20 protein-coding genes are annotated in these 22,744 nt (G+C 70.2%); 10 read left to right on the top strand and 10 right to left on the bottom strand.

The genetic code is table 11. The features are described 5' to 3' along the window. From ACFORO_RS45240 to ACFORO_RS45225, 4 genes are all read left to right on the top strand, one after another. Window positions 1–1,143 (top strand): M24 family metallopeptidase, encoded by a 1,143-nt coding sequence (locus ACFORO_RS45240; RefSeq protein ID WP_354749188.1) that lies wholly within the window; start codon window positions 1–3, stop codon window positions 1,141–1,143. A 76-nt stretch (window positions 1,144–1,219) separates the two neighbouring features. Next, complete coding sequence (locus ACFORO_RS45235) at window positions 1,220–1,672, top strand: Lrp/AsnC family transcriptional regulator (protein WP_033287500.1); 453 nt, start codon at window positions 1,220–1,222, stop codon at window positions 1,670–1,672. 37 nt (window positions 1,673–1,709) lie between these two features. After that, the gene (locus ACFORO_RS45230) at window positions 1,710–1,937 is read left to right on the top strand and encodes a hypothetical protein (protein WP_101439894.1); all 228 of its coding nucleotides are present in this window, start codon (window positions 1,710–1,712) and stop codon (window positions 1,935–1,937) included. Then, the gene (locus ACFORO_RS45225) at window positions 1,924–2,223 is read left to right on the top strand and encodes a hypothetical protein (protein ID WP_344274248.1); all 300 of its coding nucleotides are present in this window, start codon (window positions 1,924–1,926) and stop codon (window positions 2,221–2,223) included. Before ACFORO_RS45230 ends, ACFORO_RS45225 begins: the two co-directional genes overlap by 14 nt. 501 nt (window positions 2,224–2,724) lie before the next feature. Here ACFORO_RS45225 and ACFORO_RS45220 read toward each other — a convergent pair. Both ACFORO_RS45220 and ACFORO_RS45215 read right to left on the bottom strand, forming a co-directional pair. Continuing rightward, window positions 2,725–3,801, bottom strand: coding sequence for a GDSL-type esterase/lipase family protein (locus ACFORO_RS45220; protein ID WP_377873580.1), 1,077 nt, complete (start codon window positions 3,799–3,801; stop codon window positions 2,725–2,727). Between the two features lie 101 nt (window positions 3,802–3,902). Next, window positions 3,903–5,336, bottom strand: a complete 1,434-nt coding sequence (locus ACFORO_RS45215; protein WP_377873581.1) for an amidase — start codon at window positions 5,334–5,336, stop codon at window positions 3,903–3,905. Between the two features lie 118 nt (window positions 5,337–5,454). Here ACFORO_RS45215 and ACFORO_RS45210 point away from each other — a divergent pair, with 118 nt between their 5' ends. After that, a complete protein-coding gene (locus ACFORO_RS45210; protein WP_354749196.1) occupies window positions 5,455–6,057 on the top strand; it encodes a TetR/AcrR family transcriptional regulator in 603 nt (200 codons plus the stop codon). 24 nt (window positions 6,058–6,081) lie between these two features. Here ACFORO_RS45210 and ACFORO_RS45205 read toward each other — a convergent pair whose 3' ends face one another. The 5 genes from ACFORO_RS45205 to ACFORO_RS45185 are packed head-to-tail and all read right to left on the bottom strand — an operon-like array spanning window position 6,082 to window position 10,075. Continuing rightward, entirely contained in the window at window positions 6,082–7,290 is a 1,209-nt protein-coding gene (locus tag ACFORO_RS45205; RefSeq protein ID WP_377896776.1) for an RNA polymerase sigma factor, read from the bottom strand. After that, window positions 7,287–7,625 (bottom strand): YciI family protein, encoded by a 339-nt coding sequence (locus ACFORO_RS45200; RefSeq protein ID WP_377873583.1) that lies wholly within the window; start codon window positions 7,623–7,625, stop codon window positions 7,287–7,289. Before ACFORO_RS45200 ends, ACFORO_RS45205 begins: the two co-directional genes overlap by 4 nt. A gap of 16 nt (window positions 7,626–7,641) precedes the next feature. Next, window positions 7,642–8,352: an SDR family oxidoreductase gene (locus tag ACFORO_RS45195; protein ID WP_377873584.1), complete on the bottom strand. Its 711-nt coding sequence runs from the start codon at window positions 8,350–8,352 to the stop codon at window positions 7,642–7,644. After that, window positions 8,349–9,203, bottom strand: coding sequence for an oxidoreductase (locus ACFORO_RS45190; protein ID WP_377873585.1), 855 nt, complete (start codon window positions 9,201–9,203; stop codon window positions 8,349–8,351). Before ACFORO_RS45190 ends, ACFORO_RS45195 begins: the two co-directional genes overlap by 4 nt. Window positions 9,204–9,244: 41 nt before the next feature. Then, window positions 9,245–10,075, bottom strand: a complete 831-nt coding sequence (locus ACFORO_RS45185; RefSeq protein ID WP_377873586.1) for a helix-turn-helix transcriptional regulator — start codon at window positions 10,073–10,075, stop codon at window positions 9,245–9,247. A 217-nt stretch (window positions 10,076–10,292) separates the two neighbouring features. On the opposite strand from ACFORO_RS45185, the gene ACFORO_RS45180 reads away from it, so the two are divergent. Further along, window positions 10,293–11,183: a glycoside hydrolase family 16 protein gene (locus ACFORO_RS45180; RefSeq protein ID WP_377873587.1), complete on the top strand. Its 891-nt coding sequence runs from the start codon at window positions 10,293–10,295 to the stop codon at window positions 11,181–11,183. Here the strand turns inward: ACFORO_RS45180 and ACFORO_RS45175 are convergent. Further along, a complete protein-coding gene (locus ACFORO_RS45175) occupies window positions 11,170–11,352 on the bottom strand; it encodes a hypothetical protein (RefSeq protein ID WP_377873588.1) in 183 nt (60 codons plus the stop codon). The two genes, ACFORO_RS45180 and ACFORO_RS45175, sit on opposite strands and share 14 nt — an antisense overlap. A 185-nt stretch (window positions 11,353–11,537) precedes the next feature. Here ACFORO_RS45175 and ACFORO_RS45170 point away from each other — a divergent pair, with 185 nt between their 5' ends. Next, window positions 11,538–17,027: an RHS repeat-associated core domain-containing protein gene (locus tag ACFORO_RS45170; RefSeq protein WP_377873589.1), complete on the top strand. Its 5,490-nt coding sequence runs from the start codon at window positions 11,538–11,540 to the stop codon at window positions 17,025–17,027. A gap of 12 nt (window positions 17,028–17,039) precedes the next feature. Here the strand turns inward: ACFORO_RS45170 and ACFORO_RS45165 are convergent, their stop codons facing one another. Then, window positions 17,040–17,936 (bottom strand): LysR family transcriptional regulator, encoded by an 897-nt coding sequence (locus tag ACFORO_RS45165; protein ID WP_377873590.1) that lies wholly within the window; start codon window positions 17,934–17,936, stop codon window positions 17,040–17,042. Window positions 17,937–18,034: 98 nt separating this feature from the next. On the opposite strand from ACFORO_RS45165, the gene ACFORO_RS45160 reads away from it, so the two are divergent. Continuing rightward, on the top strand, window positions 18,035–18,880 hold the full coding sequence (locus ACFORO_RS45160; RefSeq protein WP_377873591.1) for an oxidoreductase: 846 nt from the start codon (window positions 18,035–18,037) through the stop codon (window positions 18,878–18,880). A gap of 98 nt (window positions 18,881–18,978) precedes the next feature. On the opposite strand, the gene ACFORO_RS45155 is transcribed toward ACFORO_RS45160, so the two are convergent. Beyond that, window positions 18,979–20,733: a hypothetical protein gene (locus ACFORO_RS45155; protein ID WP_377873592.1), complete on the bottom strand. Its 1,755-nt coding sequence runs from the start codon at window positions 20,731–20,733 to the stop codon at window positions 18,979–18,981. Window positions 20,734–21,085: 352 nt separating this feature from the next. Here ACFORO_RS45155 and ACFORO_RS45150 point away from each other — a divergent pair, with 352 nt between their 5' ends. Both ACFORO_RS45150 and ACFORO_RS45145 read left to right on the top strand, forming a co-directional pair. Continuing rightward, on the top strand, window positions 21,086–21,862 hold the full coding sequence (locus tag ACFORO_RS45150) for a lysozyme (protein WP_377873598.1): 777 nt from the start codon (window positions 21,086–21,088) through the stop codon (window positions 21,860–21,862). Window positions 21,863–21,912: 50 nt separating this feature from the next. Next, window positions 21,913–22,536, top strand: coding sequence for a hypothetical protein (locus tag ACFORO_RS45145; protein ID WP_377873593.1), 624 nt, complete (start codon window positions 21,913–21,915; stop codon window positions 22,534–22,536). The last annotated feature ends 208 nt before the right edge of the window (window positions 22,537–22,744 follow it).

Here is a 22,744-nt window from a genome sequence, read left to right as displayed (position 1 = left end):
ATGTCGAGCCGATCCCTCAACACGCCCGCTCCCGACGCCGCCGCGCTCCGCGCCCGTCTCGACCGCGCCGCGAAAGCGGCGGCCGCCGCCGACACCGACGCGCTGCTCGTCGCGCCCGGGTCCGACCTGCGGTACCTGCTCGGCCAGGCCGGCGGTTCCTTCGAGCGGCTGACCACTCTCGTCGTCCCCGCCGACGGCGCCCCCGCGCTCGTCGTGCCGAAGCTCGAGGCCCCCGGCTACGCCGGCGTGCCCACCGACGAACTCGGCGTCGAGGTGCTCACCTGGGTCGACGGCGACGACCCCTACCGGCTCGTCGCCGACCGGCTCGGCAAGCCCGGCCGGATCGCGGTCAGCGACTTCACCCCGGCGCTGCACGTGCTGTCCCTGCGCGCCGCGTTCGGCGACGCCGAGCAGACGCTGGCCGGCCCGATCGTGCGCGAACTGCGGATGCGCAAGGACGCTGCCGAGATCGACGCCCTGCGCAAGGCGGGCGCGGCGATCGACCGCGTCCACGCGCGGATGGGCGAGTGGCTGCGCGCCGGCCGCACCGAGGCCGAGGTCGGCGCGGACATCACCGCCGCCATCGTCGAAGAGGGCCACACGCACGCCGACTTCGTCATCGTCGGCTCCGGCCCCAACGGCGCCAGCCCGCACCACGACGTGTCCGAGCGCGTCATCGAACGCGGCGACGTCGTCGTGATCGACATCGGCGGCCCGGTGCCCGAGGGCTACAACTCCGACTCCACCCGCACCTACTCGATCGGCGAGCCCCGCGACGCCGACGTCGCCGAGACCTACGCCGTGCTGCAGCGCGCGCAGCAGGCCGCGGTTGACGCGGTCCGCCCCGGCGCCACCGCCGAGAGCATCGACAAGGCCGCGCGCGACGTCATCGACGCCGCCGGGTTCGGCGAGTACTTCATCCACCGCACCGGCCACGGCATCGGCCTCGACGTGCACGAGGAGCCCTACATCATCGCGGGCAACGCGCTGCCGCTCGAGGCGGGCATGGCCTTCAGCGTCGAGCCGGGCATCTACCAGCCCGGCCGCTGGGGCGCCCGGATCGAGGACATCGTGCTCGTCACCGACGCGGGCGTCGAGTCCGTGAACACGCGCCCGCACGAACTGGTCGTGCTGGACGCATGAGCGCAGTTCGGATCACCGCCGTTCGCGCCGCCGCCTCCCCGGCGACCAGCGTGGAACTCCCCGAGGAGGCGACGGCATGAGCGGCCCGCTGGAACCGCTCGACCAGTCGATCGTGCAGGAACTCGCCGCCGACGGGCGGCGCAGCTTCACCGACCTCGCCGAACGGGTCGGGCTGTCGGTGTCGGCGGTGCACCAGCGGGTGCGCCGCCTCGAACAGCGCGGCGTCATCCTCGGCTACACCGCCCGGCTCGACGGCGAGCAGATCGGCCTCCCGCTCACCGCGCTGATCTCGCTCACCCCGAACGACCCGGCCGCCCCCGACGACTACCCGCAGCGGATCCAGCACATCACCGAGATCGAGTCCTGCTACTCCGTGGCGGGCGACGAGTCCTACATCCTGCTGGTGCGGGTCGCGTCGCCGCTCGGCCTCGAAGACCTGCTCCGGCGGATCCGCGAGGCGGCGAAAGTGTCCACCCGGACGACGGTCGTGCTGTCCACGCCGTTCGAGGGGCGGTCGCCGACGCTGTGAGATCCGCCGACGCTGTGCGAGTGGTACGGTAAAAGGTATGGCAACACGTAAGGTGACACTCTCGCTCGACACCGGTGCGCTCGAGTACGCCGAGCGGGCCGCGAAAGCGCACGGAATTTCGGTCTCGTCCTGGCTGTCGAAGGCGGCCCGGCGCGAGGCGGTTCGGACTGGGTATACCCCGCAGCGGGCTCCTGTCACGCCGTCGGCCGAGGCCGATGAGGCGGAGCGGGCGGCTGCGGAGAAGGAGATGCGTGCGCAGGGGTGAGGTTTGGACTTACCACCCGCCTACTGATCCCGCGCGGCAGCGGACTGTCGTCCTGCTGTCCTCGGACGGGGTGAATGAGTCCGAGCGGCCTTGGCTGCTCGGGACCGAGCTGCTGGATCGGGATCCGCAGGACATTCTTGGGGTGGCGGTGGATGCTCGGTATTGGGTGTCCACGTTGAATTTGACGCGGTTGTATCGGCCTTGGTTGGCGGAGCGCGTCGCTGAGGTTGACGTGGATGTTCAGGAGCAGATTGATGTGGCGTTGAGGGCTGCGTTGGATTTGTGAATCCTCGGCTCGTCGCCTGGCGGCGACATTGCCGTGGGGGTTGCGTGGGGGCACCCCGAAGCTGATGGTGACTACGCGCGGAAAGGCTTGTCAAGGCGGGAAAGATGCCTTGACAAGCCTTTCCGCGCGTGTTTTTGGCTTCGTATCGGGGTGCGGGAGGTGTGGCTGCACTGAGTTGGTTGGGTGCGTTGGCTGCGGTTGGGGAGGGGGCGTGGGGCTAGCGCCCCAATGTGGCATTGGGTGCATGTGACGCACCGAATGCCACATTGGGTGCATCGCAGCGGCTCGGAGAGGTCCGTGAAGGGCTCCTTGAGGGGAATCTAAGTCCGTGAAGGGGCCCCTCGCGGCGCGCGGCGGGTCGTGAGGGGAACCCTGAGGGAATCAGAGTCTGTGAAGGTGGCCCTCACGGACCTGCGTGGGTTGTGAGGGCCACCTTGAGGGGATCAAAGTCTGTGGGGGTTCCCCTCACGGACTGCTGCCGGGGTGAAGCGGCGCGGGGAGTCAGCTGACCGGTTCGGGGACGGCGTGGAGTTTGCCGTCGGGGCCGGTCAGGCAGGAGGCGTTTCCTTGTTGCCTCGTGAGGAAATCCGTCAGGCAGTCGGCGATGGCGGCGTGTCCGGCGGCGTTGGGGTGGAAGGATTCCTGCAGTGCGTGCGTCGCCCGATCGACCTGCGTCAGGTCGTTCAGGTGCAGGGTGAGCCTCGTGAACCATTCCGCTGCCGGGTTCGCGCCGCCGGAGCAGGCTTCGTGGTTTTCGCCTGCTCGGGCCAGGTCCAGGAAACGGGCGCCGGATTGGGTGGCTGCTTGTTTGATGCCTGCGGAAAGGGTGCTGATTCCGGTGGTCGAAATCCACTGCAGGTCGTCGGTTCGGAAGGGGCAGCCGTTGAGGCTTTGCAGATCCGGCGGGATGTTCGGGCCCACGGGAGTGGCGTAGGACTGCAATACCAACTGGTAGTCCGCGGGAACGTATCCGGCGTCCGCGAGCACCTTTTTTACGTCGCCTACCGCATTCGCCACTTTAGGGACCATGGCGTCCACTTTGGACTTCCAGCTTTCCTTCAAAGCGACGTTGCAGGACGGGCCGTCGGAGGAGAACCAGGCTTTGAAGCATTCGCTCACTTGCGCGGAGAACTTCGGGTCGTCGTTCGCGCCCACGGCGATCACGACGGCCGAGACCCGGTGGTCTTTGACGACGTCGGCCAGTTGTGCGGCTTGGGAGCGTTCGCCCCACTGTTTGGCCTCGCCCAGGGCGACTTGGGCGGCGGGGGCACCGGAGCAGCCCAGGTTGACCCGGGCGGTGACGCCGGGGACGCGGACCTTTTCCACGAACGCGGCGGACGAGCGGTGGCACCAGTCGCCGTTCTTGCCGTCGGTGTCGGGGGTGTAGGCGCCGGCGCCTTCGCCGGAGACGGTGCTGTCTCCCAGCGAGACGATGGTCAGCGGGCCGCGGCCGGGCGGGCCTTGCCGCGGAAATGGCTGGCCTGGGCGGCTCTCGCTGCCGAAAAAGACGAAAAAGCCCACCAGAACAGCTACGCAGGCGAGGACCAGCGCCCCCCACCACCACCGGAATCGTCGCATCGCTTGCCAAGTCTAGCGAGAACTCCGGACGCGCCGTCAGGGTTTGGGGTGGCTGGGACGCGGGTCACCGTCCGTTGTTCGTCCAATGTGGACTCAAGGGGTCATTCGGCCGCCCGGATCGGGGGCTTGCGGTGGGTCCACGGGGCGGCTTGTTCCAGCTGTCCGGCCAGGCGGAACAGCAGGTCTTCGCGGCCGAATGCGGCGGTGAACTGCATGCCGACGGGGAGTCCTTCGGCTTCGGCCAGCGGGACGGACATCGACGGAGCCCCTGAAACGTTCGCGGCGGCGGTGTAGGGGGAGCGGTCCAGGAGACGAGCTAGCCAGCCGAGGCCGTCCAACTGGTCGGCGCCTTCGCCGTAGACGCCTAGCGGGACCGGCGGCTCGGGCAGGGTGGGGGAGAGCAGCAGGTCGTAGCGGGCGAAGTGCTGGGCGAAGGTTCGGGAGACCTGGTTGCGGATGGTCAGCGCGCGGACGAACTCGTCGGCGGTGACCTGATGGCCGTATCGGTAGCTGGCGAGGGTGACCGGTTCGAGGGTGGTCTCGTCGACGGGGCGGCCGGTCGCGGCGGCGATGCTGTCGATCCACGGGGCCAGGTTCGCGGTCCACATCCGGGCGTTGCCCAGGACGAATTCTTCCCAGGAGGCGCCCAGACCCAGCGGAGTTTCTTCGACGTGGTGGCCGAGGGAGTCCAGCAGGCGCATGGTTTCGGTGAGGGCTGCGGAGACTGGCGCGGTCGGCTGTCGGCCGCCCCATGGCTGGCGGAGGACGGCGATGCGCAGGCGGCCTGGGGGCAGTTGGGCTTCGGTGGCGTACGGGCGGTCCGGGCGGGCGGCGAAGTACGGGTCGCCGGGTTCGGGGCCTTCGATCAGGTCCAGCAGGACGGCGCTGTCTCGTACGGTTCGGCTCAGGCTGCCTTGTACGGCCAGTCCGCTGAAGACCTCGTCGGCGCCCGGACCCTGCGAAACCCGGCCTCGGGTCGGCTTCAGGCCGAACAATCCGTTGCTGGAGGCGGGGACTCGGATGGAACCCGCGGCGTCGGTGGCATGCGCGAGCGGCACGATTCCGGCGGCGACTGCGGCGCCGGAACCGCCGCTCGAGCCGCCTGCGCTGCGGTCCAGGGACCACGGGTTGCGGGTCGCGCCGTAGAACTCCGGTTCGGTTGTGGTGCTGTACGCCATTTCCGGGGTGGTTGTGCGGCCGATCGTCACCAAGCCCGCCTCGCGGAAGCGGCGCATGAGGTACGAGTCTTCGGGGGACACGGAGCCCGCGGCCAAGCGGCTGCCCAGTTCGCTGCGCTTGCCTGCCATGGCGACGCCCAGGTCCTTGATCAGGAACGGCACGCCTGCGAGCGGCGCCGAGCCAGGGGCCGGGGTGTCTTCGGGCGGCCAGGTTTCGACTACTGCGTTGATCTGCGGATTGACCGCTTCGACAGCTCGCGCGGCCGCGTCGGCGACCTCGGCCGCCGTGACTTCGCCGCGGGCGATCAGGTCCGCCAAGGCGACGGCGTCGCAGCTCGCGTATTCGGAGATTTTCACCAGTGGGCCCTTCGGGAGACTCATCCGTATTGAGTGATACCGAGTGGTATCACGGGGGACGGTTGTGTACCGTAGCCGGGGACGAACCGGATTGCCAAGCCCTCCCGAGGAAGAACCGATGACGAGCACCTCCGACCGGCGGCCGACCCGGGTCGCGACGTTGCCGCCTCGCGAGCGCATCCTCGACGCGGCCGAGGAGCTGTTCCTCAACGAGGGCGTGGTGCGGGTCGGGGTCCAGGCGATCGCGGACCGCGCCGGGACCACGAAGATGGCGATCTACCGGCACTTCGGCACCAAGGACGCGCTCATCGCGGAATGGCTGCGGATCGTCGTGCACGACTACTCCGCGGCGTTCGACGCGGCGGAACAGGCGCATCCGGACGATTTCGCGGAGCAGATCCGCGCGGTGGGCCGGTTCATCGTCGACGGGCTGCCCGAGTTCTCCCACCGCGGCTGCCCGTTCACGAACTCCGTCGCCGAACTGCCCGACCCGGACCATCCCGCGCGGCGGCTGATCAGCGAGCACAAGACCCGTCAGTTCGGCAGGCTCCGGGCGATGTGCGAGGGACTCGGGCTGCCCGATCCGGAGCTGGGCGCGGCGGAGCTGACGTTCGCGATGGAAGGTGCGCAGATCGCGGTGCAGAACGGCGGTGTCGAGAACGTCGGCGCGCAGCTGACGAAGATCGTCGAAGGGGTCGTCGGTCGCGGGAAAGCGCGCTGAGGGCGGCACCCGGCGAAGAAGTGCTCAGTCGCCGGGAGTCAAGCTGAGGGCGGCGCGTTTGCGTTGCAGCAGAAGGCGTTCGGCCTCGTTGGCGACCAGGCGCAGCGCCTCGTCGTAAGCCGCCGCGGCGTCGGCGGCTCGGCCTAGCCGGGCGAGCAGATCCGCCCGGACGGCGTGGAACAGGTGCCGGTTGCCGAGGTCGAGACTGTCCACAATGGTCAGCGCGACACCCGGACCCTCGACCTCAGCGACCGCGACGGCGCGGTTCAGCGCGACGATCGGAGTCGGGGCCAGGGCGAGCAGTTGGTCGTAGAGGGCGAGGATCTGGGTCCAGTCGGTGCCGTCGCTGTGGACGGCGTTGATCGCGGCCTGGATCTGGTACGGCCCGGGGCGGTCGAGCCGCAGGCACTGGCGGACCAGGTCTTGGCCTTCGGCGATCAGCGTCCAGTCCCAGCGGTCGTGGTCCTGGTCGGGCAGCAGCACCGGGATTCCGTCGGCGTCGAGGCGGGCCGCGCGGCGGGATTCGGTGAGCAACTGCAGGGCGAGCAAGCCCAGGACTTCGGGTTCGTCGGGCAGCAGGGCGGCCAGGATCCGGGTCAGGCGGATCGCCTCCGCGGCCAGGTCCGGTCGCGTGAGATCGGGGCCGGTGCTGGCGGTGTGGGCTTCGGTGAAGATCAAGTACAGCACCGCGAGGACGGCGTTGAGCCGCGAGGGGAGGTCGGCGGCGTCGGGTACGCGATAGGGGATTCGGGCGTCGCGGATCTTGGCTTTGGCGCGCACCAGCCGTTGTGCCAGCGTCGGTTCCGGGACGAGGAACGCGTGCGCGATCTCGGCGGTGGTGAGGCCGCCCAGCAGCCGCAGGGTGAGGGCGACTCGGGCGGGTGCGCTGAGAGCGGGATGGCAGCAGGTGAAGATCAGCCGCAGGCGTTCGTCGGGGACCGCGCCTTCGTCGAACGGTTCGGCGGCGTGCAGGAGCGCGGCTTGCGCGTGGCGGTCGGCGCGGGTGGATTCGCGGCGGAGCCGGTCGATCCCGCGGTTGCGGGCGGTGGTGACCAGCCAGCCCGCGGGGCTCGGCGGCAGCCCTTCGGCACGCCATTTCACGGTGGCGATCGCGCACGCCTCCTGGACCGCGTCCTCGGCGAGGTCCAGGTCCCCGAAGACGCGAGCCAGCACGGCGACCGCGCGGCCGTGCTCGGCGCGGAAGATCCGCTCGAGCACGGCCGTCGAGATCAATGGAACTCCCGGACTTCCACCGGCAGCGTGGTGATTGCCGAGATCCGCCGCGCCCATTCGGCCGCGACCTCCGGGGCGGGCGCGATCACGATGGTGAAGCCGCCCAAGTGTTCCTTGCCCTCGGCGAACGGCCCGTCGGTGCAGAGGACGTCCTCGCCGGACGCGCGGACGACTCGAGCGGCGGGCGCCGGACGCAGTCCGCCCGAGAACACCCAGACGCCGGTGGCTTTCATCTCGTCGGTCACCGCTTCGAGGCGCGCGGCGATGTCCGCCAGCACCTCGGGATCCGGGGTCCCGCTGTCGGGCTGGTAGATCCCGAGCAGGTACTGCGGCATGCGGCCCCTCCTTCGCTCAGCGTTGCCGGGCGGGGCGCACGATCATCTCGGTGACGTCCACGTCGGCCGGCTGGTCGAGAGCGTAGGCGATGGCGTCGCCGATCGCTTTCGGTTCGATCGCGTCCTTGCGGTAGATCCGCATGACCTCCCGCGTTTCCGGGTCGCTGATCGTGTCCGCCAGCTCGGACGTCACGACGCCGGGGGAGACCGTGGTGACGCGGATCGACGGATCGCATTCCTGCCGCAGGCCCTCGGTGATCGCCCAGGCCGCGTATTTCGTCCCGCAGTACACCGCGGCGGTCGGGGTGACCTGGTGCGCGCCGATCGAGGCGACGGTGACGAAGTGGCCCCGGCGCTGGCGGGTGAAGTGCGGCAGCGCGGCGGCGATGCCGTGCAGCAGGCCCCGGACGTTGACGTCGATCATCCGGTCCCATTCCTCGACCAGCCCGGCGTCCAACCGCGACAGCGGCATCACGCCGGCGTTCGCGATGAACGCGTCGATCTCGCCGTGGTCGCGCACCGCGCGGTCGACGAACTCGGCGACGTCGGCGCGGTCGGTCACGTCGAGGCGGTGGAATTCGATGCCGCCGGTGCTGGCGGAGAGTTCGGCCAGGCGGTCTTCGCGGCGCGCTCCGGCGACGACGTGCCAGCCGTCGGCGGCGAGGCGGCGGGCGGTGGCTTCGCCGATGCCGCTGCTGGCGCCAGTGATCAGGGCGATCTTGGTCATTCGGATTCCTTCGGGAAGTCGGCGGACAGGGTGACGTCGCGCCAGTCGTCGAACGTCTTGCGGAGGGTGTCGAGGCGGGCGGTGGCGATGGCGTAAGCCGCCTGGCCGAGCAGCAGGCGCAGCGGCGGTTCGGCGGAGGTGACGGCGTCGATCACCGCGGTCGCGGCGCGGTCCGGGTCGCCGGGCTGCTTGCCGTAGGTGGCGAGCGTCGAGGTGCGGCGCGCGCCCGCGGTGTCGGCGTAATCGTCGATGCGGACGGCGGATTCCCGCATGGACGGGCCCGACCAGTTGGTGCGGAACGCGGCCGGTTCGACGATCGTGACGCCGATGCCGAGCGGCGCGACCTCGGCGGCGAGCGACTCGCTGAAGCCTTCGACGGCGAACTTCGTGGCGTGGTAGTAACCGGTCGCGCCGAAGGCGGCCAGCCCGCCGAGCGACGAGACCGAGACGATGTGACCGCTGCGGCGGGCCCGCATTCCCGGCAGGACGGCGCGGGTGAGCGCCATCAGGCCGAAGACGTTGGCGTCGAACAACGCGCGGATCTCGGCGTCTTCGCCTTCTTCGGCGGCGGCGAGGTAGCCGTAGCCCGCGTTGTTGACGAGCACGTCGATCCGGCCGAAGACGCGTTCTGCTTCGGCGACCGCTTCGGTGATCTGCCGCTGGTCGGTGACGTCGAGCGCGACCGGGACCGCGCGGCCGGGGTATGCGGCGACGAGGTCCGCGACGCGTTGCGGATCGCGGGCCGTCACGACCGCGCGCAGGCCGCGTTCGAGGACGGCGGTCGCGAGTGCGCGGCCGAGACCGGTGGAACATCCGGTGATAAACCAGACTGGTGCATTGTTTTCAGACATGGATCTACCCTCGGGTGAATTCGGAAATTGCGAAAAAAGCGTCAGTGATGCGGGTGGTCGCCGACGGCGAGACTGCCCAGCAGCCCCAGTGCGGCCTCCGACGGACTGCCCGGATCCGCTTGGTACACCACGAGTTGCTGGCCGGGAGCGCTGTTCACGGTCATCGATTCGTAGTGCAGGGTGAGCATTCCGACGAGCGGGTGCCGGAACCGTTTCGTCTCGTGCGTTTTCTGCCGGAGGTCGTGGCGCGCCCACAACCGGCGGAAATCGGCGCTCTTGAGCGACAACTCGCCGACCGCCTCGATCAAGAGCGGATCGTCCAGATCGGTGCCCGCCGCCGACCGCAGCCCGCCGACGGTGTTGACCGCGACCTGCTCCCAATCCGGGTAGAAATCCCGGGCGTCGGGGTCGAGGAACACCAGCCGCAGCAGGTCGCCGCTGTGTCCGTGCCCGCCGAACAGCGCTCCGCCGAGCAGATTCGACGCGAGGACGGTCATGCACCGGCCGAGCACGACCGCGGGCGTCTGCGGCCACGCGTCCATCAGCTGCACCAGCCGCGGGCTCACGCGTTCCCGCGCCGGGCGTCGCTTGGGCCGCTTCGGCCGGGCCAGCGAATGCAGGTGGGCGAGCGCCTCGTCGTCGAGGTGCAGCGCCCGGCCGAGCGCGTCGACGACCTGCGCCGACGGGGTGCGCTCCCGGCCCTGCTCGAGCCGCACGTAGTAGTCGGTGCTCACCCCGGCCCGCTGCGCGACCTCCTCCCGGCGCAGGCCGCTGACCCGGCGCCGGGTGTCGGCGAGCACGTCCGCGTCCGCCGGGGCGGTGGTGCCGCGCCGGGCCCGCAGGAACTCGCCGAGGAGGTTGTTGTCGCTCATGGACCCAGGCTAGATCGCCGACGGCGGCCGTGGAGGCGTCAAAGGGGGTGTGGTTCTCCCACCCTCGCGGTACCCCGGCGCGCAGTGGTTCAAACCTATCCGGGCGCGTGCTGCCCGCGCGCACCGCGGCCGCGGGACCGGCAGGCAGACTGTTTTGACTGGTCAGCGGCACCGGCCGACGCTGCTGAGACCACCCCCCTCGACCGGAAGGCCAACCATGCGCCGAACCCCGTTGATCCTGGCCGCCGCGGCCGCCGTGTCGATGGCCGCCGCGCCCGCACAGGCGGCCGAAACCTGGACCACGGTGTTCGAGGACACCTTCGACGGCCCCGCCGGCACCGGCCTCGACCCGCAGAACTGGCTCTACGACAAAGGAACCGGCTATCCCGGCGGCGCGGCGAACTGGGGCACCGGGGAGATCGAGACGTCGACCGACTCGACGGACAACGTCTACCACGACGGAGCCGGGCACCTGGTGATCAAGCCGCTGCGGGACGCGAACGGCGCGTGGACGTCCGGCCGGATCGAAACCCAGCGCACCGATTTCGGCGCGCCGGCGGGCGGGCAGATGGAGATGAGCGCGACGATCCAGCAGCCGAATCCCGACCGCGGCCTCGGCTACTGGCCCGCGTTCTGGGCGATGGGCGCGGACGCGCGGCCGGTCGGCGCGACGAACTGGCCGAGCATCGGCGAACTGGACATCATGGAGAACGTGAACGCGCTGGACAAGCACTCCAGCACGTTCCACTGTGGACAGTGGGCGGGGGAGTGCCACGATCCGGACGGGATCAGCAGCGACCTGCAGGACTGCGCCGGCTGCAAGACCGGTTACCACACGTATTCGGTGGTGGTGGACCGCCGCGACGCGGCCGCCGAGGAGCTGCGGTTTTCCCTGGACGGCAAGGAAACCTTCGCGGTGAAGCAGAACCAGGTGTCCGACGCCACCTGGAAGGCCGCGGTGGACCACGGGTTCTTCGCCATCTTCGACGTGGCGATCGGCGGGTCCTATCCGAACAAGGTGTGCGGGTGCACCAGCCCGGGGGCGGACATCACGCCCGGGGCGGGGATGAGCATTGACGCGTTTTCGGTGAAGGTCAGCAAGAGCTGACCTTGGGCGACGGGTCGATCCGGACGCGGCCGAGCTGCGGCGTGGACCATTCGACGCGCTCGGCCGCGGCGGGATCGGTGACCACAACGCTGGCCCCGCACTCCGCCAATTCACCTGCGACCAGCTGGAGCGGCAGGCCGTCGGCACGCGGGGCGGCTTCGGCGTACACGTCTTCCTCCGCGACGTCCTCGACCTGGGCGTTCGCTCAGCGCCGGCCAAGCCCGCATGCAGGTCCCTCAGCTGCTGAAAGGGCATCTCCGCGGAGCCTGTCGAGCAAGGTCGCCGCCTGCTGCGCGCGGGTCCGGGGCCTGGTAGGTACCGTGATCAACGCAGCAGAGGGCGGAGGGGGACAACGTGAGCAATCCATTGGTGGCGCCGGTCAAGGAGACCTCGGCGATGGCCGGGGTCCCGTTGCTCGAGGACGCCACCGGGCTCAAGGACGCGATCGAGAGCAAGAACTGGGCCGCGGTCGCGATCGGGGCCGTCGGCACCGCGCTCGACGTCCTCACCGCTGTCATGGACCCGTTCGGCGCGATTTTCGCCGCGGGCGTCGGCTGGCTGATGGAGCACGTCGGCCCGCTCAAGCAGGCCCTCGACGCGCTCACCGGCAACGCGGACCAGATCAGCTCGCAGGCCGAGACCTGGACCAACGTCGCCAAGGAACTCGAAGGCGTCTCCGCCGACCTCGGCGACCTGGTCAAGAAAGACCTCGAGAACTGGCAGGGCGAGGCCGCCGACAGCTACCGCAAGCGCGCCGAGGACACCTCCGCTCTCATCGCCAGCGCCCAGAAGGGTTCCGAGGGCGCGGCGAGCGGCGTCAAGACCGCGGGCGAGATCGTCGCGGCGGTCCGGTCGCTGGTGCGGGACACGATCGCGGACCTGGTCGGGCACCTCATCTCCTGGGCGCTGCAGGTGCTGCTCACCGCGGGCATCGGGATGGCCTGGGTGGGCCCGCAGGTCGCGGCGGCGGTCGCGAAGACCGCGTCCAAGATCACCCAGATCACGACCAAGCTGGTCAAGGCTTTCAAGGCGCTCATCCCGCTGCTGAAGAAGGCCGGGACGCTGTTCGAGGACGCCGGAAAGGCGCTGAAAGGGCTCAAGGGCGGGAAGAACGCTCCCACGCACACGCCCAAGGACATCAACGTCAAGTCCGAGGGCACCCGCTCCGGCCCTGGCGGCAACGAAGGCACGCACACCTCCGGCGCCGAGGGCGGCGGTGGCGGTGGGCACCACGGCGGTACGGGCAATACCGGCAACACCCACTCCAGCAGTTGGGAAGGCGGGGGCGGGCACGAAGGCGGCGGCCAAGGCGGCTCCGGGTCGCACGACACCGGCGGCAACGAGGTCCACACGTCCTCGACGCAGCAGCCGAGGGGCAACCAGAACGCCGCCGAACACCACACCGACCCCAAGGACGTCCGGGACTGCGGCGACCCGATCGACGTCGCCACCGGCGCGGTGTTCCTGGTCCAGGAAGACCTGCGGCTGCCGGGAATGCTGCCGCTGACGGTGGAACGGACCCACCGTTCCTCCTACCGCTCCGGCGGCTTCTTCGGCCCCACCTGGTCCTCCACGCTGGACGAACGGCTCGAGATCCGCGACGACGGCCTCCACTACGCCGCCCCGAACGGCGTGCTGGTCCGCTTCCCCTATCCGCGCGACATCGAGGCCGTGGCCACCGACGACGGGCCTTACCTCGCGCTGCGCCGGATCACCACCGGGTTCATCGTCGGCGACCCGCAGAGCAACGTCATCCGCTACTTCACCGGCGACCCCGACGACCGCACCCTCCGCCTGCACGCCCTCGCCGACAGCTCGGGCAACCGGATCGTCTTCCGCTACGAGGACGGCGTGCCGGTGGAGATGGAGCACTCCGGCGGCTACCGGGTGACGATCGATTCGGCGGACGGGCTGGTCACCGCGCTGCGCGTGCCGGACGCGCCGGTCGCGATCCGGGAGTACCGCTACGACTCCGCCCGGCGGCTGACCGAGGTCGTCGACGCGGTCGGCACCTCGCACAAGTTCCGCTACGACGCCGACGGCCGGATGGTGCGCTGGGACGACGTCAACGGCCGCTGGTACGGCTACCAGTACGACAGCAGCGGCCGGTGCGTGCGCGCCCGGGGCGACGGCGGTTACCTCGACACCGAGCTGTCCTACGACCGGGAGAACCTGGTCACCACGGTCACCGACTCCCTCGGCGCGGTCCGCCGCTTCCAGCTCAACGAGCAGCTGAAGGTCGTCGCCGAGACCGACCCGCTCGGCAACACCTCGACCACCGAGTACGACGAGTACGGCCGGGTCACCGCCAGCGTCAACGCGCTCGGCCACGCCACCCGCTGGGAGTACGACGAGGTCGGCAACGTCGTCGCGGTCACCCGCCCGGACGGCACGCGGCTGGCGAACGAGTACGACGAACGCGGCCTGCCGGTCTCGACGACGGGTCCCTCCGGCGACGTCTGGCGCTACGAGTACGACGAACAAGGCAGCCTGGTCAAGGAAATCGACCCGGCGGGCGGGAGCACGGCCTACACCTACGACCCGGTCTCCGGAGCGGTGGCGACGCGGACCGACGCGCTCGGCGGCGTCACCCGGATCGAGTCCGACGCGGCCGGTCTCCCCACCGCCATCACCGCTCCCGACGGCGCGGTGACCCGGTACAGCTACGACGCGCTCGGCGCGGTCGTGTCGATCACCGGACCGACCGGCGCGTTCGTGGAACGGGTGCGCAACGCGGCGGGCGATCTGGTGCAGCAGCGCAACGCCGACGGCACGGTGAGCAAGTTCGGCTTCAAGGCGGTCGGCAACGTCGAGGAGTCGGTCGACCCGCGCGGCGGCGTGCACCGGGTCGAGTACGGCGCGTTCGGCCTGCCGCTGTCCGAACAGGAGCCGGACGGCGGCGTCCGGCGGTTCGGCTACGACACCGAACTGCGGCTCACGACGGTCACGAACGAACGCGGCCTGGTCTGGCGCTACCAATACGACCAGGCGGGCCGGGTCGTCGCGGAGACCGACTACAACGGCCGGGTCCTGCGCTACGGCTACGACGCGGCCGGGCAGCTCGTCCGCCGGGTCAACGCGGCCGGGCAGGCGATCGCGCTCGAGTACGACGCGCTCGGCAGGCTCGTGCGGCGCGCCGCCGACGACGACGTCGCCGAATTCGCCTACGACCACGCGGACCGGATGATCCTGGCGCGCAACGGGGAGACCGAGGTCCGGTTCGACTACGACGCGACCGGGCAGCTGGTGTCCGAGGCGATCAACGGCCGCGTCGTGCGGTCCCAGTACGACGCGCTCGGCAGGAGGATCGGCCGCCGTACGCCCAGCGGGGCGGAATCGTCGGTCGGCTACGACTCCGCGGACCGCCCGACCGCGATCACCACCGCGGGCCGCACCTTGCGGTTCGAGTACGACGCGGCGGGACAGGAAACGGTGCGCCGGCTCTTCGCCGGGACCGCGCCGGTGGCGGAGCTGCGCCAGCACTGGACCTCGACCGGGAAACTGCGCGGCCAGACCGTGGTGCGCGGCGAGGAGACCGTACAGCAGCGCGACTACCGCTACCTGCCGGACGGAAACCTCTACGCGACAGGCGATCTGCTCGCCGGGCCGCGTTCGTTCGAGGTCGGCCCGGGCGGTCGCGTCAGCGCGGTCCAAGGGCCGGGCTGGCGGGAAACCTACGGCTACGACGCGGCCGGCGCGATCACCGAAGCGGGTTGGCCGGGCGACCCGGCCGCGGCGGGCCCCCGTACCTACCGCGGCACCCTCGTCGAGGCCGCGGGCGAGACCCGCTACGCCCACGACGCCGAGGGCCGGGTCGTGGTGCGGGAACGCCGCGGGCAGCGGTGGGAATACCAGTGGAATTCCGCGAGCAGGCTGACCGGCGTGCGCACCCCGGACGGCACGGTCTGGCGCTACCGCTACGACGCGCTCGGCAGGCGCGTCGCCAAACAGCGCCTCGACCGGTCGGGCGCGGTGGCCGAGCAGATCGAATTCGCCTGGGACCACTACCAGCCCGCCGAGCAGGTGCACAGCGTCCCCGGCCGCCCGCAGGTCGCGACCGTGTGGGACTGGCTGCCCGACTCCGACCAGGTGCTCGCGCAGACCGAACGGACGCTCGGCGAACGCCCCGGCGAACGGTTCCACGCCGTCGTCACCGACCTGGTGGGCGCGCCCGCCGAACTGCTCGACGGCGCGGGCGCGCTGGCCGGGCACCAGCGCACGTCGCTGTGGGGCTCGGTCGTCGCGGAGGACGGGACCGCGCGCACGCCGCTGCGGTTCCCCGGCCAGTACTACGACCCGGAAACCGGGCTGCACTACAACATGCACCGCTACTACGACCCGGAAACCGGCCGCTACCTCTCGCACGACCCGCTCGGTCTCGGCCCGTCCCCGGACTCGCTGGCCTACGTGGACAACCCGAACGCGATGATCGACCCGCTCGGCCTCACCGCCTCCGCCCCGGTCGGGCCGTGCCCCAAAAAGCTCGAGGAAATGCGGCGGCAGCAGCAACAACAGCAGGCGGCCGCGAACGCCGCGCGGACGAACAACAAGCGCAAACGCGGCAACGCGACGTCCGGGCAGCCCCCGGCCAAGAAGGCCGCCAAGGAGCCGAAGAATCCGCCCGGCACTTTCGGCGACAAGACCAACGAGGCCGCACGGATCGGCGACGCGCACGGCTACAAGGTCGACGGGCAGCAGACCAACCAGCTCGAACACGCCGGGCTGCACAAGGCCGCCGCGGAGGACGGCAGCGGGGCCGCGCGGAAGCGGTCCGACGAAAAGACCCTCGAGAACGCCGGTTTCGGCTACTACGAAAGCCACGACTTCCACCGGATGCACCCGGGCACCGGAAGCGGCAAGCAGATGCACACCTCCGGGTTCACCGGCGGGAAGACGCACGACGAGCACCAGCTGACCTACGCCCACGCGCAGCGGCAGGCCTACGAGCGCAAGGACACGTCCGGTCTGCTGCAGCTCAACCAAATGGGCTACTCGCACATGGAGGGCAAGTACACCCGGCCGACCTACCAGGTGCCGGGACGCCAGCCGCACGACACGTACGTGAGCCCGCAGGAGAAGGTCTACCACGGCGACAATCCGAAACACGTCCACCACCCGGACTTCCACGACCCGAAGCACGGCATCCACACCTACGGAACCGACACCAAACCGGTGCCCGGAAAGCAGCACCCGGACGGCTCCGAGGTGCGGGAACGGATCGAGAACACCCCGGAACAGCGGCAGGCTTCGGCGGACGCCTACAAACAGCGGGCGGAAGACGCGAAGGCCGAACAGGCCCGCCGCGACGACCTCAACGAACACCGCAGCGAAATCGAAAACGGCAACGACGCCGCGCGCAAAAAAGAGCTCAAGGACTTCGACGACGAGCAGCGGTGGATGCGCGGGTCCGAGGATTCCTACCACCGCATGGTCGACGAAATGTACGCCGGCGGCAAGGGAATGCCGTATGCCCCGGCGCCCGGCTCGAAGGCGCACGCCGACATGACCGCGTCCGGCGATTCGTTCGCGCGGACCGACCCGCTCACCGCGGGCGGCCGGGCCGAGGCGCACCTGGCGTACGAGCAGCGCCGGACCGGCGAATACCCCCAGGGATCCGCCGACGAACTGCTCGACAAATGGGGATTCCAGGCCCCGAAGGACAAGAACGACCCGATGTGGCAGCGGTGGCAGAACGGCGATTACGACCCGCCGGAACTGCGCGGCCACGACGGGAACACGCCCATTCCGGACGCGAAGCGCGCCGAGATGAAGGCAATGGAGGAAAGGGCGCTCGCGCAGCAAACGCGGGCCCTGGAGCTGGACGAGAACAACGGGGGACTTTGACGCGCTTGTCAGTCAGCCCGCGCCGGACAGATCCGTCGTCTCGGCCAGCCGCGTGACCACCTCCAGGAGCGCGGCCGGCCGAGGGCCGTCGGAGCGCCACACCAGCACGGTGCGCGCGGACTCGCCTTCGAGCGGCACGAACACCACACCGGTGCGGCGCAGGCTGTGGGCGGACCGCGCCAGCCGCGTCACGCCGACCCCGGCCGCGACCAGCCCCAGCAATCCCTGCACGGTCGCGGTGCGCTGCACGACGTCGGGCGTGAACCCGGCGGCGGCGAAGTCGGCGTCGTACTTGCGGTGCCACGGATCCCACGACGTGCGCGGGGTCAGTACCCACGGCTCGTCGGCGAGGTCGGCCAGGCGCAGCGAGGAACGGTCGGCCAGCCGGTGGCCGGAGGGCAGGACCGCGCAGACTTCTTCGGTCAGGAGGGTGTGCGTCTCCAAGCCGTCGGCCAGCGGCGGGCGCGTGAAGCCAGCGTCGAACCGGCCGCCGCGCACCCCGTCGACTAGTTCGGCGATCGGGACTTCGGCGGTGGTGACGGTCAGCTCCGGCAGTTGCTCCCGGACTGCGCGCACGACCGGCGGGAGCAGGTAATTCGCCGTGCTGGCAAGGAAAGCCAGCCGCAGGGCGCCGATTTCGCCGCGGACCGCACGCGCGACCGTCGCCACCGCCGCGTCGGCACGGGCCAGCACCGCGCGCGCTTCCGGCAGGAAGAGTTCGCCGATCGCGGTGAGCCGGGCGCCGCGGGGGTCGCGGTCGAAGAGTTGCGCGCCGAGTTGGCGTTCCAGCACGGTGATCTGCTGCGAGAGCGACTGCTGTGCGATGTGAAGGGTCGCTGCCGCGCGCGTGAAGCTCGTTGATTCGGCGACGGCGACGAAGTAGCGCAGCTGCCGCAGCTCAGGGGTCACAGGCTGAGACTGTAGCCCGCCAGCGAACCGGTGTTGGCGGACCCCGGCGGGCGCGCGCCACGATCGGAGGCGGAAGAAACCACTGGAGGGACTGCTCAATGACCGAGGAAACCGACGGCCGCGTCTGGCTGATCACCGGGTGCTCCAGCGGCTTCGGCCGCGAACTCGCCCAGGCCGCGCTGGCCGCGGGGGACCGGGTCGTCGCGACCGCGCGCAAGCCGGAAACGCTCGCCGACCTCGCCGAATCCGGCGGGGACCGGGTGCGCACGGCCGCGCTGGACGTCACCGACCCGGGCCAGGTCGACGCCGCGGTGCGGACCGCGCTGGACGCGTTCGGCCGGATCGACGTGCTGGTCAACAACGCCGGGCACGGCTCGGTCGGCGCCGTGGAGGAACTGACGATGCCCGACCTGCGCGCGGTGCTGGAGGTGATGTTCTTCGGCGCGGTCGCGATGACCAAGGCCGTCGTCCCGCTGCTGCGGGAACAGGGGAGCGGGACGATCGTGCAGATGAGCTCGATGGGCGGACTGCTCGCGCCGCCCGCGTTCGGGGCCTACTGCGCGGCGAAATTCGCGCTGGAAGGCATGTCGGAGGCGCTCGCGGCGGAGGTCGCGCCGCTCGGGGTCAAGGTGCTGATCGTGGAGCCGGGCGCGTTCCGGACGTCGTTCGGCGGCGCGGCGATGCACCGCTCCCAGAAGATCGACGCCTACGCCGAAACGACCGCCGCCACCCGGGGTGCGATCGAAGGGATGGACGGGACCCAGCCCGGCGATCCGGCGAAAGCGGCGGCGGCGATCCTTCGGGCGGTGGATGCGCCCGACGCGCCATTGCGGCTCGCGCTCGGCGGTGACGCCGTGGACGCGATCCGGGGCAAAATCGAGGCCCTGACCAAGGATCTCGACTCCTGGGAGTCGGTGAGCCGGACGACCGCGCTGAACAGTTGATCGCGCGGAGTTGTCGTCCGTGAGGGGAACCCTGAGGGACTCAGAGTCCCTCAGGGTTCCCCTCACGGACCTGAAGACGCGGGGTCACGCAGCCGGGATCAGGGGTAACTCGGGACGTTGACCGGCTTCGTGCCGTCCGGTGTCACGTCGCCCGTGTCGTTCACGACGTGGGTGATCGTGCCGCGGTGGTTCAGCGACACCGTCAGCAGGCTGTACAGCTTCACTCCGCCGTTCTGCGGCACCTCGAACGCGTGATAGCTCGAAACCGCCGGGTTGGTGTCGAAGAAGCAATAACTGCCCAGGCCCCAAGCCTCGTGCGACGTCACGTCCGGGCCGACCTTGTACGCGGCGTACCCGGCGGTGCCCGGCGCGGAATTCCACGAACCCTGATCCGGGACGTCGTAAGGCATTTCGTTCTGGAAGAAGATCGTCTTCCCGTTCTGGCCGTTCCACACGACCTGGAACTTCTGGTAGTGCTCCACGAACAGCCCGGTCGCGGTCACGTTGTCGCCGTTGACGAGCACGCCGGTGTCCGCCGTGTTCGTGGTCCAGCCGACGGTGCCGCTGTTGCCGTGGTCGGCACGCCACGCCCAGACGTGGTCGACGATCGTGTCGTCGCTGTTCACGACCAGGCTGTTGGTCGCCTTGCCCGCCAGATCGCCGCCGACGCGGAAGAACACGTCCTGCAGCGAGGTCGGATTCGCCGCGTGGCTGGCGTGTTTCCCGCCTTCGCCGACGGTCAGCAGGGACTGCGAGTTCTGCGTGCCCGCGTCGAAGAGCAGGCCCTTCACCCGTACACCGTCCACATCGGACACGTGCATCGCATCGACGCCGTTGTCCGGGATCAGCGTCGGGTAGCCGATGCCGAGCACGGTCGTGCCCGGGCGGGTCACGTTCAGCGTCTGGTCGAGGTGGTAGGCGCCGGGGGTGAAGAACAGGTTGCAGCCGGAGTCGAGAGAGCTGTTGATGCTCTCCGCCGTGTCGCCGGGTTTGACGACGCGGAACTGGCTCATCGGGACGGAATCGCCGGGCGTGCCGCCGTTCGCCCAGCTCGGCCCGGACGCGTTCGTGCGCGGGGACGGCAGGAAAACGCGGTAGTTGCCGCCGTCGTCCACGTACAGGTACGGCACGTCGCGCGACACCGGCGTGGTGTCGAGGGTCGTTTCCGGCGGGTTCGGGAACGAGTTGGCCGGCGCGCCGGTGGTCCCGGAGAAGACCATGTTCCACACGCCGCCGTCCCAGCTGCCCAGCGCCGAATCCCGCGTGTACCACTGCTGCTGCGAAACCGACGCGGCCTGGCCGGACACGCGGGTGTCGGCGACGTAGCCGCCGCTCGCGTAGCCGTAGCTGGCCGGGAACAGCTGCAGCCCGCCCTTGATGTCCATCCGGCGGAACGGCGCGGCCTGCGACACCGCCCAGCGGTCGCTGCCGCTGGAAGGCGTGACGGCCATGTTCTCCGCCGACCGCCAGAAGTTCTGCAGCGCCGAGCCCTGGTCGGATCCGTTGAAGGCGTCCACGGTGATGTCGCCGTTGATCTGGACGTCGTCCGGATTCCGGCCGAGACCGGCGACCGAGGTGTAGAAGCCGACGTTGTCGTGCACCGCGTACGTGCCCGGCTTGAACAGGTGCGCGACGCGGCCCGAGCCGAACTGCGCGGTCTGCGTGTCCTTCTGCGCCTCGAAGTCCTTGTCCAGCTGGGCCTGGATCGTCGCGGAGGGCATTCCCGGGTCGAAAACGTGCACGTTCGGCCCGAAGTCCGGCTGGTCCGGCTGGCCGCCGCAGCCCGCCTGGCCGGACGCTGGGGCCGCGGCGGCGGGGACAGCCAGCCCGGCCGCGGCCAGCAAGGCCAGCATCGCGACTGCCGGGCCACGGGATCGACGAGGTCGGGGTGGTCGATAAGTCCGGTTCACGTCGGGGACACCTCCGCGGTAGGGGATTTACCCACCAGTTTGTGGTCGGCCACAACAAATTAAACGCCCAGCCGCGTGGTGCCGGTCACAACTCGGTCACGGTTGTCTGGACCACTGGCGCGATTCCGGCTATCGGAATCTCGTTCACGTCCGGGTGACGCAGCCAGCCCCGTCCCGCGTCGTGCCGCAAGATGACCTTGGACCTGCCGCCGTGAAGATCGGAGTCTCGGTGACCCGGACAGCAACGGACAAGCCCTGGCGGCTCGCTTTCACCGCCGCCGCGTCGGTTTTGGCGATGGCGTGCGGCGTCGCGACCGCCGGACCGGCCGCCGCCGCGGACTACTCGAAGGCCGGCGAGAATGTTGCCGGTTCACAAATTGTGCGCCACGAGGGCGTCCGGACCGGGAGCCCTCGGCTCGATCCGGCGGCCGGGCAGACCCTCGGCCACGACGTGAGCGGGCACCAGGGCGCGGTCGACTGGGGCCAGGCCGCCGGAGCGGGCGCCCGGTTCGCCTACGTCAAGGCGACCGAGGGCACCGGATTCGTGAGCCCGCAGTTCGACCAGCAGTACAACGGCGCGCACGACGCGGGCCTCATCCGCGGCGCGTACCACTTCGCCCGCCCGGACGTCTCCAGCGGCGCACAGCAAGCCGACTACTTCATCGCCCACGGCGGCGCGTGGCGCGGCGGCGGCTCGACGCTGCCGGGCGCGCTCGACATCGAGTACAACCCGTACGGCGACGCCTGCTACGGCAAGAGCCAGGCCGACATGACCGCGTGGATCGCCGACTTCACCCAGCGCTACCTGGCGAAACAGCGCCGCAGCGCGATCATCTACACCTCGACGTCCTGGTGGAAACAATGCACCGGGAACGCCGGCGGGTTCGGCGACACCAACCCGCTGTGGCTCGCCCGGTACGCCCCGGAGATCGGCGAACTCCCGGCGGGCTGGGACAAGCAGAGCATCTGGCAGTTCTCGCGCACCGGCAGCCTGCCCGGCGACCAGAACTACTACAACGGGCCGATGAACCGCGTCGAGGCGCTCGCCAGGGGAGGCGGTTCGTCGGCGTGATCGCCGGAAAAGCCGTACCGGAGGGGGTCCGGCCGTAGTTGGATCACCGGGTGACTTTCGCGATCGGTCTCTTCGACCTCTTCACCTATGCGATCCCCGGCGCGCTGCACCTGGCGTTCCTGGCCTATCTCGCCGGACGGCTGCACTGGCTCGACCTCGCCGCCGTCTCGCGCGGGCCGGGCGTGGTGCTGGTGATCGGGATCGTGGTGGCGAGCTACCTGCTCGGGTACCTGGCGTATCCGATGGGAACGCGGGCGTCGCGGTGGCTGCCGCGACGACGGAAGCGGGACGCGCGGGAGGAGTTCCTGCGCCGGAACCCGGCCGCGCGCGGGCGCGTCTTCGTCGAGGCGGACTCGTTTCTGCTGCTGTCGGCCCTGCAACTGCACGACGCCGACGCGGCGATGGAAGCGACGCGACTGCGCACCGCCGGGCTGATGCTGCGCAATTCCAGCCCGGCGATGGCGTTCGGGTTCGTGGCTTCGGTGGTCGAGCTGATCGTCGGGCAGCATCCCGTGTTCGCGGCCTGCGCGGCGGTGCTGTTCGCGGGCGCGTTCCCGGCGTTGGTCGCGCAAGGCCGGTTGATGTCGCATTGGGCGAGCGTGAAGACGCTGGAACTCAGCTTTTGGGTGCCGGAGGTGGAGGAGACGCTGGCGGCCAGGCAGAAGACGGAGTGACGTAGCTGCGCGCTTCTCCTTGACCAGCGCCACGCTGGCAGGTGACCCAGCTGTCCGTGAGGGGAACCCTGAGAGGGCGTCTGAGAACTGATGTCACTGGTCTGTGTTGCGGGTGAGTCGTCGGGACATGGTCATGATCATGGCGATGTGGATCATGGCTTCGTGGTGTTCGGGAAGTGTTTCGTAGTCGCGGACGCAGCGGCGGTGT

The sequence above is a fragment of the Amycolatopsis halotolerans genome (assembly GCF_042647905.1).
In the GTDB taxonomy this organism is placed as follows: Bacteria; Actinomycetota; Actinomycetes; order Mycobacteriales; family Pseudonocardiaceae; genus Amycolatopsis; species Amycolatopsis halotolerans.
This window is presented reverse-complemented; position numbering and strand designations above follow the sequence as displayed.